At 70.7% G+C, this 10791-nt stretch carries 9 protein-coding genes; 7 read left to right on the top strand and 2 right to left on the bottom strand.

Features of this window, described 5'->3' with window-relative positions; translation table 11 throughout:
* The first annotated feature begins 151 nt into the window (after window positions 1-151).
* The 4 genes from ACFFRH_RS18970 to ACFFRH_RS18955 all read left to right on the top strand — a co-directional run bounded on the left by ACFFRH_RS18970 (window position 152) and on the right by ACFFRH_RS18955 (window position 3356).
* Window positions 152-607 carry a hypothetical protein gene (locus ACFFRH_RS18970; RefSeq protein WP_386158211.1) on the top strand — a complete coding sequence of 152 codons (456 nt, stop codon included), beginning with the start codon at window positions 152-154 and terminating at the stop codon, window positions 605-607.
* Window positions 608-864: 257 nt separating this feature from the next.
* Window positions 865-1335: a MarR family winged helix-turn-helix transcriptional regulator gene (locus tag ACFFRH_RS18965; protein WP_386158208.1), complete on the top strand. Its 471-nt coding sequence runs from the start codon at window positions 865-867 to the stop codon at window positions 1333-1335.
* A 308-nt stretch (window positions 1336-1643) separates the two neighbouring features.
* Complete coding sequence (locus ACFFRH_RS18960; RefSeq protein WP_386158205.1) at window positions 1644-2075, top strand: MarR family winged helix-turn-helix transcriptional regulator; 432 nt, start codon at window positions 1644-1646, stop codon at window positions 2073-2075.
* Window positions 2076-2378: 303 nt separating this feature from the next.
* Window positions 2379-3356, top strand: coding sequence for an NAD-dependent epimerase/dehydratase family protein (locus tag ACFFRH_RS18955; RefSeq protein ID WP_386158202.1), 978 nt, complete (start codon window positions 2379-2381; stop codon window positions 3354-3356).
* A 25-nt stretch (window positions 3357-3381) separates the two neighbouring features.
* On the opposite strand, the gene ACFFRH_RS18950 is transcribed toward ACFFRH_RS18955, so the two are convergent.
* Together ACFFRH_RS18950 and glyA are read right to left on the bottom strand one after the other, a co-directional pair.
* Window positions 3382-3738: a DUF3140 domain-containing protein gene (locus ACFFRH_RS18950; RefSeq protein WP_386158200.1), complete on the bottom strand. Its 357-nt coding sequence runs from the start codon at window positions 3736-3738 to the stop codon at window positions 3382-3384.
* 399 nt (window positions 3739-4137) lie between these two features.
* On the bottom strand, window positions 4138-5475 hold the full coding sequence (gene glyA, locus ACFFRH_RS18945) for a serine hydroxymethyltransferase (protein ID WP_386158197.1): 1338 nt from the start codon (window positions 5473-5475) through the stop codon (window positions 4138-4140).
* 430 nt (window positions 5476-5905) lie between these two features.
* On the opposite strand from glyA, the gene ACFFRH_RS18940 reads away from it, so the two are divergent.
* From ACFFRH_RS18940 to ACFFRH_RS18930, 3 genes are all read left to right on the top strand, one after another.
* Window positions 5906-6514, top strand: coding sequence for a TetR/AcrR family transcriptional regulator (locus tag ACFFRH_RS18940; protein ID WP_386158194.1), 609 nt, complete (start codon window positions 5906-5908; stop codon window positions 6512-6514).
* Window positions 6515-6825: 311 nt separating this feature from the next.
* Window positions 6826-8559 (top strand): ABC transporter ATP-binding protein, encoded by a 1734-nt coding sequence (locus ACFFRH_RS18935; RefSeq protein ID WP_386158191.1) that lies wholly within the window; start codon window positions 6826-6828, stop codon window positions 8557-8559.
* A gap of 113 nt (window positions 8560-8672) precedes the next feature.
* Window positions 8673-10565, top strand: coding sequence for an ABC transporter ATP-binding protein (locus tag ACFFRH_RS18930; RefSeq protein WP_386158188.1), 1893 nt, complete (start codon window positions 8673-8675; stop codon window positions 10563-10565).
* Window positions 10566-10791 lie beyond the last annotated feature (226 nt).

The raw sequence follows: 10791 nt of genomic DNA, 5'->3' as shown, positions 1-10791 counted from the left end.
CCCCCGGCGGAAACACCGGTGCCTCCACCGGCGTCTCCCCCCTGTCGTCGCCGGTGTTTCCGCCGGTGTTTCCGCCGGGGAAAACACGGCACCCGGCGCGTGGGAGCGGGGGAACGGCCGGTCACCCGGTACGGGAAGGTACGGTCAGCTCATGTCCGAGCGCAGCATGCCGCACGACCTCGCCGCCTGGGCGTGCCCCCACGGGCAGGACGCTCGCCGGGGTTGCACGACCTGCTACGAGGAGTCCAGTGACCCCGACACGTCGAATCCCTTCTGGGAGGTCGCCGCGTGGTTCACCACCTCGCGGCCGATCCCGATCAGAACGCTTCAGGACGCGCACCACCACGGCCGTCATTTCGCCCTCGACCAGCCGTCCACGCCGCTGGTCTACCTCCTCACCGGCCGCGCCCGCGCGGGCGACAGCGTGCAGGCGATCGCGGGCGTCGTCGGCTTCCTGCTGCACAACCGGCACGTGGTGGCCGACTTCACCGTGACCGAGACCCGCGCCACCCGCCGTTCTCCCGGCACGCCCAGCGCGCCCAACGCGACCCGCCAGACCGACAAGTGGCTCCAGGACCAACGCCGCCCCGACGGCCGCGCGCGGTGAGAGCTCCACGCCGCGAACGAGCGGGGCCTGCGACCGCCCGGTCCTCGTCACGGACGCACGACCACCGTGTCCATGAACGACGGTGACCGCCCAGCCTCGTCACCGACGTAAGGCCACCGTGCCACGGGTGACAGGACACGGCGACCGCCCGGTCCTCCCTGACGGACACACGACCACCGCGTCGCGGGTGACAGGGCACGGCGGTAGTCCCTAAGCTCGACAACACCATTGTCGAAACAGCGAGCCGGGAGGCGATCGTGACGGCCGACCCTCCGGGCTTCGAGCTCCCGCTCCGGCTCTTCCTCGGCTTCCGGGTGCTCATCGACGAGCTCCACGCGGAGCTCGCCCGCCAGGGACACCCCGACATGCGGCCGATGCATGGTTTCGTCCTGCAGGCGATCGGCTCCAAGGGCACCACGGCCGTGGAACTCGGCCGACGGCTGGGCGTCTCCAAACAGGCGGCGGGCAAGACGGTCGACACCCTGGAACAGCTGGGCTACGTCGAGCGCGGCTCCGATCCCGGCGACGCCCGCCGCAAGATCGTGCGGCTCACCGAGCGGGGCGTCGACAGCCTCGTCCGGTCGGCGCGCATCTTCGAGGACCTGCGCGCGGGCTGGGCGAGGACCCTCGGCGAGGACCGCCTGCGCGCCCTGGAGTCCGACCTGCGCGCCGTGACCCCGGAGGACGTCTTCCGACTCGACGTCCCCGGCTGGTTCGGCGGCCACTGAACACCCACGAGAACGGCTAACGTGCTCGGGGGGACTCCACTTCAACGAAGTCCCCCCGAGCGCGACTTCACGGAACGGGACTCCGCCGAACGGAACCCCGGCACGCGGGACCCCACCGGACAGGACCCCGGCGCGGGAGTCCGCCGAACGGGAGTCCGGTGAAGGGGGCTCAGCCGAAGGGAACTTCGCAGGGCTCCGGCGAGCGGGGCTCCACCGGAGGGAACGTCACCGGGCTCCTGCGAGCGGAATTCCACCGAGGGACCCCCACCGGCCGGGGCCCCTCATCGGGCAGCGACAGATGGGGACTCATGGACGACCACGCCTCCTGGGCGACCGGGCGCCTGCTCCTGGTCGCCGCGCGCCTGGTCGAACGGGAGTGGAACTCCGTGCTCGCCGAGCGCGGCCTCACCCACGCGGGTTTCATGACGCTCAACGCGCTGAGCGAGGGCCCGCAGACCCAGCGGCAGCTCGCGGCGCGCACCTACGTGGAGGAACAGACGATCCGCCCCGTACTCGACCGGCTCGAACGCGACGGCCACGTCCGCAGGGAACGCGACCCGTCCGACCGGCGCCGCGTGGTGGTCACCCGCACCCCGCTCGGCGAGGGGACGTACACCGAGCTCATCACGAGCGACGTCGTGGAGCGGATCGTCACCGACCGCGTGGAGGACCCCGAGGCCCTGCGCGCCGAGCTCATCCGGTTGATCACCGGCATCAGGGGAGACGAGACCGGACGCTGATCACCCGTGTCAGGGGAGACGAGACCCGGCACTGATCACCGGCATCAAGGGAGACGAGACCCGGCCCTGGGACCGCGAGAAGCCGGTCTCGCGGCCCGCGCCGGTGACCGTGCCCCCTCTCACGCCGACTCTCACGCCGACTCTCGCCCCCTCTCCCACGCCGACTCTCACTCCGACGAACGTCACCCCGGACCGGCGAAGCCGCCGGCCTCGCCGCCCTGATCGGCTCACCCGGCTCACCCGGCTCATGGGAGTTCGTACGGCGGCGCGGGCATCGTCACCCGGTTGGGGACAATGGCGGGTATGCGAATCCTGATCGTCGGCGGCACCCGGTTCGTCGGCCGGCACATCACCGGGGCCGCTCTCGCGGCCGGGCACGAGGTCTCCCTGCTGCACCGCGGCCGGTCGGGCCCCGGGCTGTTCCCCGAGGCCGAGCACCTGACGGCCGATCGCGACGCCGACCTGTCCGTTCTGCACGACAGGCAGTGGGACGCGACGATCGACGTCAGCGCCTACCTGCCGTCGCAGGTGACCTCGCTCTCCGGCGCGCTCTCCACCGGCCAGTACGCCTTCGTCTCCAGCACCGCGGTCTACCGGGCACCCGAAACGCGGGGCTTCACCGAGGACTCGCCTCTGGCGGAGACCGACGGGCCGGTCCCCGAGACGGTGACGGGCGAGACGTACGGGGCGCTGAAGGTGCTGTGCGAGCGGGCCGCGGCGGAGGCGTTCGGGTTCCCGACGCTGATCGTGCGGCCCACGTACGTCATCGGCCCGCACGACCACACCGGCCGCTTCACCTACTGGGTCAACCGGATCGCGCGGGGCGGCGAGGTCCTCGCGCCCGGCGACCCCGGCGACCCCATCCAGGTCATCGACGCCCGCGACCTGGCCTCCTGGATCGTCTCCATGGTCGAGGGGACGCGTCCGGGCACCTTCCACACGGTCAGCCCTCCCCCGCCGTTCTCCTTCGGCGACATGCTGGAGGCGATCGCGGCCGAGGTCGGTCCGCCGGGAACGACCCTGACCTGGGTCGGACAGGACTTCCTGCTCGCCGAGGGCGAGACCGGCGTGTCGCTGCCCCTGTGGTCCGAGGGCGATCCGTGGATGTCGGTCAACACCGCCGATCCCTCCGCCGCCCGCGCCGCGGGGCTCGCCCCGCGGCCCCTGGGGCAGTCGATCCGCGAGATCCGCGAGGCGGAGTCGTCCTTCTCGAAGGACACCACCATCACCCCCGCCAGGGAGGCCGAGCTGCTGTCCCGCTGGTCGGCGCGCGGCGCCTAGGACCGGCAGGAACCGTGGCCCGAGGTCAGCCCCCCAGCCGTGACGGCCGCAGCGGGTTGTGCCCCACCTCCAGCAGTGCGCGCCGCCGGTCGTCGTCGTCATCGTCGACGGCTCCCTCGGCCAGCGTGTCCTCGACGCGGTCGACGGCCTGCCGCATCGTCTCGACGTCCTCGGCGGTCAGGTCGGCCTTCCGCTTGCCGAGAACCTGGAGCACCTGGCGCCCGAGCGGCGGCATGGCCGCCTCGGGGTCCACCGCGTCGCCCCCGGCCGACGCCGAGGCGGAGGCGAGCAGGAAAGCCCTCAGCTCCTCCGACGTCATGTTCACGACCTCGTGGAACTCCTGCCACACCAGGTCGAGGATCAGATCCGATTCGTCGGCCATCGTGCTCTCCTCTCATGCCGGGCCGTAGGGCCACGCCCCGGACACGAACCGGCCACCGGCGGATCGGAGCTCCCACTGGCGGGAGTGCGCGCGGCGGCGGGCGCACGGCCCGCCCTACCCCGCCTTCCACAGCGCTAACACGGGAACCGGGGCACGGGCCCGGAAAGGGAACCCATGGCCGGGTAAGCACCTCGGACGGGACCGCCCTCCGGCCGGACGCACCCTCCCGGGGAGGGCAGGCCGCCGACCGGCAAGAACCCCTTTCGGAAAAGGCGGGCCGCCGACCGGACAGGCATCTCCCGGACCGGCCTCTTCCGGACAGGGCGGGCCACCGGCCGGACAGGCCCTTCCCGATCGGAAAAGGCGGGCCGTCGAACGGACCTGACCGGCCGCACGTCCTCAGGCAGGGTTGTCCACGGTGAAACGCACTCCCGAGAAGCGGCTCCGCCACTCGGTGACCTCGGGCGCCACGGTGGCCGGGTCGACGTTCTCGTCCAGGCCCCGGGCGATGAACGAGGCCAGCTCCGGCATGTCCGCCCCGGTCATCCCGAGCCTGACGAGTTCCGGCGTACCGACGCGCAGGCCGTTCACGTCCCCCTCGACCGCCTCCGACGGCAGGCCGATGCCGCAGGCGAGAAGGTTGGCCTCGCGCAGCCGCCGGGCGGCCCGCTGGCCGCCGCCGTAGCGGTGGGCCAGGACGGCGAACTGGTGGGAGCGGGTGCATCCGCGCTCGGCGGCGAAGATCGGGACCCCGAGGGCGAGCAGCTCGTCCGCCAGCCGCCGCGCGGTCGCGATCATCTCCCGCGCGTAGGCGGGTCCCGCGGCCTTCCAGTCGAGCATCGTCATGGCGAGCGCAGCGGTCTTGCCCGCGTCGAAGTTCGCGGTCAGCCCCGGGTAGGCGATCGCGTCGAGCCGCTGGGCCAGCTCGGCGTCGTCGGTCACGATGAGCCCGCCCGCAGGACCGCCCAGGCTCTTGTACGTGCTCATGGTGATCAGGTGGGCGCCCTCGTCGAGCGGCTGCGGCCATACCTTCCCGGCGATCATCCCGCACAGGTGGGCGGCGTCGAAGAGCACGCGGGCGCCGACCGAGTCGGCGATCTCGCGGATCCGCGCCACGGGGTGGTGGAACAGGTTGAGGCTGCCGCCGATGGTGATCAGCTTCGGCCGCACCCGCCCGGCGAGCTCCCGCAGGGCGTCGACGTCCACCGTGTAGCCGTCGGACGTGACGGGGGCGGGAACGATCTTCAGCCCGTACAGGCCGGCCGCGCCCGGCTGGTGGTGGGTGACGTGGCCGCCGATGCTCGCCGGAGGGGCGATGATCGTGTCCCCGGGTTCGCAGGTGGCCATGAACGTGTAGAGGTTCGCGAGCGCCCCGGAGCCGACGCGCACCTCGGCGTAGCCCGCGCCGAAGACCTCCGCGGCCAGCTCGGCGGCGATGATCTCGATCTGCTCGATCGCCTCCAGGCCCATCTCGTACTTCTCACCCGGGTAGCCCAGCGACGGCCGCGACCCGAGGTTGGCCGAGAGCAGGGCCTCGGCCCTCGGGTTCATGATGTTCGTGGCCGGATTCAGGTTGACCGACTCTATGTCGTGGATGCGGTGGTTGTCGGCCACCAGCCTCTCGATCTCGTTCTGGACCGAGGAGGCGGTCTGATCCGTCACGGCCTTCAGGACGGACTGGACGCGATCCTCGGTGACGGCGGGCACCCAGGGGCGGTGGGCGAGGGCACGGGGCATCAGGTGATCTCCTGGCCGACAGGCAGACGGCTGTCGCGATGACGTCATGGTGTCTGCCACACGACGTTAGATCGCAGATGAAGCCCGGCGCATCGGGTGAAAGATGGGCTTTCTAGCTGCTTTTTCCTACATTTGCCGGAAAAAGAACTCGAACTTCCCCGGAAAAGATCACTTCTTTCACAGGGACCCCAGACACACCTTCCACCTCCCCGCACTCCCCGCACCGGCGACTCCGTGCCCCATATCCCACACCCCCGCGGCAAACCGCTCCGAAGCCCCGCACTCCGGACCGCTTCGAAATCCTCGAAGCCCCGCGCCCGGACCGCTTCGAAGCCCTCGAAGCCCCGAGATCGGACCTCTTCAGGACCCCGCGACCGGGTCCAATTAAATGAGTGAGCGACTCACTCACTCCTCGGCTAGGATGCCCGACGTGACCTCGACCTCACAGCGGGCAGCCCCCCTCCCCCCCGACGAGCGGCGCGCGGCTCTCATCGCCTCCACGCTGTCACTCGTGCTCGCCGAGGGCCCCGACGTGAGCACCCGGCAGATCGCGCAGGCCGCGGGCGTGGCCGAGGGGACGATCTTCCGGGTCTTCAGCACCAAGGACGAGCTCGTGAACGCGGCCCTGGCCAGCGCCTACGACTCCTCCCCGCTGCTGGAGGAGCTGAAGACCATCGACCGTACGACTTCCCTGGAGGTGCGGCTCGTCGCCGCGGTCGAGATCCTGCAGCGGCGCACCGCGCGCATCTTCCGCCTGGTGGACGCGATAGGGCTGAAAGCCGTCGAGGCCGGTCGCAACAGCAAGAACCTCTCCGACGAGAGCGCCCTCATCGGGCAGATACTCACCGACCTGATCGAACCCGCCCGCGAGCGGCTACAGTTCGAACCTCGCGAGGCCGCGCGCCGACTGCAGCTGCTGACCATCGCGTGCACCCATCCCCGGCTCGTCCTGAACGACCCGGTGGCCGCCCCGGAGATCGTCTCCATGCTGCTCGACGGCGTACGCCTGCGCTCCGGCCCCCCCGAACCGCTCCCCTGACCCCAGTCCCTCCGAAGCGCTCCCCGCCTCGAACCACCCCCGATCCCCGCGCTCCCGAAGCGCCTCCCCGCTCTCCCCGGTCTCTCTCCTCAACCCTCAACCCGTCTCGACCCACCTTGACCCGATCCCAGCCTCGACGTCCTCCTTGACCTCCTTGACCTCAACCGAGGTTCACGTCGCAGGCTGATCCCCAACACTCCCCTGGAGGAGATTCCCTTGACCCCGGTTACCGGGGCGACGGGCGAGACCGGCCGGCGGCCGGATCCCCGGCACGACGCCCCTCGCCCGGCCACCCCACGTGAAGAGTCCCCATGCTGACCCGCCTTCTCCGTACGTACCTGCGCCCCTACTCGTGGGTGCTGACCGCGGTCGTGGTGCTGCAACTGGTCGGCACCATCGCCTCCCTGTACCTGCCCAGCCTGAACGCCGACATCATCGACCGGGGCGTCGCCACCGGCGACACCGGCTACATCCTGTCCGCCGGCGGCTGGATGCTGCTCGTCTCCCTCGTGCAGATCGCCTGCTCGATCGCGGCGGTCTACTACGGCTCCCACGCGGCCATGGGGTTCGGCCGGGACGTCCGCTCCGCCGTCTTCCACCAGGTCGGCGGGTTCTCCGCCAGGGAGATCTCCCACTTCGGGGCCCCCTCGCTGATCACCCGCGGCACCAACGACGTGCAGCAGGTCCAGATGCTCGTCGTGATGACCTGCACGATGCTGGTCGCCGCGCCGATCATGGGCGTCGGCGGCATCATCATGGCCCTGCGCCAGGACCTCGGCCTGTCCTGGCTCATGCTGGTCTGCGTCCCCGCGCTGCTGGTGTCGATCGGCCTGATCATCACCCGCATGGTCCCCCAGTTCCGTGCGATGCAGGACCGCATCGACCTCGTCAACCGGGTGCTGCGCGAGCAGCTCACCGGCATCCGCGTGGTGCGGGCCTTCGTCCGCGAGCGCGAGGAGACCCGCAGGTTCGCCGAGGCCAACCAGGCGCTGACCGACACGTCGCTGCGCGTCGGACGGCTCACCGCGCTCATCTTCCCGACCGTGATGCTGATCCTCAACGTCTCCAGCATCGCCGTGCTCTGGTTCGGCTCCGCGCGGGTGGACAGCGGCGAGATGCAGGTCGGCGCCCTCACCGCGTTCCTCATGTACCTGATGCAGATCCTCATGTCGATGATGATGGCCACCTTCATCTCGATGATGATCCCGCGCGCCGCGGTCTGTGCCGAGCGCATCGTCGAGGTGCTCGACACCGAGTCGTCGGTGACGCCGCCCAGCGACCCGGTACGGCAGGTGAGCGGACGCGCCGAGCTGGAGATGCGCGACGTCGAGTTCCGCTACCCGGGCGCGGCGGCACCCGTGCTGTCCGGCATCTCCTTCCGCGCGACCGCGGGGCGGACCACCGCCGTCATCGGCAGCACAGGCTCCGGCAAGACGACGCTGATCTCCCTGATACCCCGGCTGTTCGACGCCACCTCCGGCACGGTGTCGGTCGACGGCGTCGACATCCGCGACCTCGACCCCCAGACGCTCTGGACGCGCATCGGCCTGGTGCCGCAGAGGCCGTACCTGTTCAGCGGCACCGTCGCGAGCAACCTGCGGTACGGCAACCCGGACGCGAGCGACGCGGAGCTGTGGGAGGCCCTGGAGGTCGCCCAGGCCCGCGACTTCGTCGAGGCGATGCCCGAGGGCCTGGAGGCGCCCATCGCGCAGGGCGGCACGAACGTCTCCGGCGGGCAGCGGCAGCGGCTCGCCATCGCCAGGGCGCTGGTCAGCAAGCCGGAGATCTACCTGTTCGACGACTCGTTCTCGGCTCTCGACCTGTCCACCGACGCGCGGCTGCGGGCCGCCCTGCGCCCGCACACCGCGGAGGCCGCCGTCATCATCGTCGGCCAGCGGGTCTCCACCATCGCCGACGCCGACCAGATCATCGTCCTGGACGACGGCGTGATCGTCGGCCTGGGAACCCATGACGAGCTGCTGGATTCCTGTCCCACGTACCTAGAGATCGTCGAGTCCCAACTAGCCGCGGAGACCGCAGCATGAGCGACCGTCCCACGACGACCACGCGACCGCGTCCTCCGGGTCCTCCGGCCGGAGGACCCGGCTTCGGAGGGCGCGGCCCCTTCGGGGGGGCCGGGATGCCCGCGGAGAAGTCGATGACCTTCGGGCCGTCCGCGCGACGGCTGATCCGGCGCCTGGATCCCGACCGCCCGAAACTCCTCGCGGTGATCGCGCTCGCCGTGATCAGCGTGGTGCTGAACGTCGTCGGACCGAAGATCCTCGGCCACGCGACGGACATCATCTTCACCGGGGTGATCGGCAAGCAGCTGCCCCCCGGCACGACCCAGGAGCAGGCGATCGCCGCCGCCCGCGCGTCGGGCAACGACAACTTCGCCAACCTGCTCGCGGGGTTGGACCTCGTACCCGGCCAGGGCATCGACTTCGGCGCGCTGGGCACGGTCCTGCTGTGGGTCCTGGGGATCTACGTCGCGGCGTCGGCCTTCGCCTGGATCCAGGGCTACGTGCTCAACGACGTGGTGCAGCGCACCGTGTTCCGGCTGCGCGAGGACGTCGAGGACAAGCTGAACCGGCTCCCCCTGCGGTTCTTCGACGGCCAGCCGCGCGGCGAGCTGCTCAGCCGGGTCACCAACGACATCGACAACGTGTCCCAGTCCCTGCAGCAGACGCTGAGCCAGCTGCTGACCTCGGCGCTGACCGTGATCGGCGTGCTGGCGATGATGTTCTTCATCTCGCCGCTGCTCGCGCTGATCGCCCTGGTCACCATCCCGCTGTCGATGGTCGTCACCGCGCAGATCGCGAAGCGCTCGCAGAAGCACTTCGTCGCGCAGTGGGCCCACACCGGCAGCCTGAACGCCCACATCGAGGAGGCGTTCACCGGTCACGAGCTGGTGAAGGTCTTCGGACGCCGTCCCGAGGTCGAGGAGGTGTTCAGGCAGCGGAACGAGGAGCTGTTCAAGGCCAGCTTCGGCGCCCAGTTCGTCTCCGGGATCATCATGCCGACGATGATGTTCATCGGGAACCTCAACTACGTCGCCATCGCCGTCGTCGGCGGCCTGCGGGTCGCCACCGGGTCGATGAGCCTGGGCGACGTGCAGGCGTTCATCCAGTACTCACGGCAGTTCACCCAGCCGCTCACCCAGGTCGCCTCGATGGCCAACCTGCTGCAGTCGGGAGTGGCCTCGGCCGAGCGGGTCTTCGAGCTGCTCGACGCCGAGGAGCAGGCCCCGGACCCCGCAGCTCCGGTGCCTCCCACCGTCAGGCGGGGTCGTGTCGAGTTCGAGCACGTGTCCTTCAGCTACGACCCGGAACAGCCTCTCATCGAGGACCTGTCCCTGGTCGCCGAGCCCGGGCACACGGTCGCGATCGTCGGCCCGACCGGCGCGGGCAAGACCACCCTGGTCAACCTCGTCATGCGCTTCTACGAGCTGAACTCGGGCCGGATCACCCTCGACGGCGTCGACATCACCGCGATGCGCCGCGACGACCTGCGCTCGCACATCGGCATGGTGCTCCAGGACACCTGGCTGTTCGGCGGCACCATCCGCGAGAACATCGCCTACGGCGACCCCCAGGCCAGCGAGGAGCAGATCCAGGCCGCCGCCCGCGCCACGTTCGTCGACCGGTTCGTCCGCACCCTGCCCGACGGCTACGACACCGTGATCGACGAGGAGGGGAGCAACGTCAGCGCCGGTGAGAAGCAGCTGCTCACCATCGCCCGCGCCTTCCTCGCCAACCCGTCCCTGCTCATCCTGGACGAGGCGACCAGCTCGGTCGACACCCGCACCGAGGTCCTGGTGCAGCACGCCATGGCCGCGCTCCGCTCGGACCGCACCAGCTTCGTCATCGCCCACCGGCTGTCCACCATCCGCGACGCCGACCTCATCCTGGTGATGGACGCGGGGCGCATCGTCGAGCACGGCACCCACGACGAGCTGCTCACCGCCAGGGGCGCCTACCACCGCCTGTACTCGGCACAGTTCAGCGGCGCCGTGGTCACGGACGAGGAGGAGCCCACCGCCATACGCTGAACACCGCCGCCCGCCCGGCGTACGCGGGTCCACCCGCCCGTCGTACGCCGGGCGGGCGGGCCCCGGGGACGCCACGCCGGGCGTCGCGGACGTACCGGAACCCAGCACGGACGTACCGGCACCCGGTGCGGACGTACCGGAAGCCAACGCGAACGTGCCGGAACCCAGCACGGAGGTACCGGAACCTGGTGCAGACCTGCCGGAAACGGACCACGCGGCCCGGGGC

The sequence above is a fragment of the Streptosporangium vulgare genome, from assembly GCF_042428775.1.
In the GTDB taxonomy this organism is placed as follows: domain Bacteria; phylum Actinomycetota; class Actinomycetes; order Streptosporangiales; family Streptosporangiaceae; genus Streptosporangium; species Streptosporangium vulgare.
The sequence above is the reverse complement of the archived record's forward strand: the minus strand, read 5'-3'. Positions and strand labels throughout refer to the sequence as shown.

Bases quoted from the DNA above. Each gene is read 5' to 3' on its own strand.
- ACFFRH_RS18955 (WP_386158202.1), top strand. From the start codon at position 2,379: ATGCGAATCCTGATCGTCGGCGGCACCCGGTTCGTCGGCCGGCACATC.
- ACFFRH_RS18960 (WP_386158205.1), top strand. From the start codon at position 1,644: ATGGACGACCACGCCTCCTGGGCGACCGGGCGCCTGCTCCTGGTCGCC.
- glyA (WP_386158197.1), bottom strand. From the start codon at position 5,475: ATGCCCCGTGCCCTCGCCCACCGCCCCTGGGTGCCCGCCGTCACCGAG.
- ACFFRH_RS18970 (WP_386158211.1), top strand. From the start codon at position 152: ATGTCCGAGCGCAGCATGCCGCACGACCTCGCCGCCTGGGCGTGCCCC.
- ACFFRH_RS18950 (WP_386158200.1), bottom strand. From the start codon at position 3,738: ATGGCCGACGAATCGGATCTGATCCTCGACCTGGTGTGGCAGGAGTTC.
- ACFFRH_RS18935 (WP_386158191.1), top strand. From the start codon at position 6,826: ATGCTGACCCGCCTTCTCCGTACGTACCTGCGCCCCTACTCGTGGGTG.
- ACFFRH_RS18930 (WP_386158188.1), top strand. From the start codon at position 8,673: ATGACCTTCGGGCCGTCCGCGCGACGGCTGATCCGGCGCCTGGATCCC.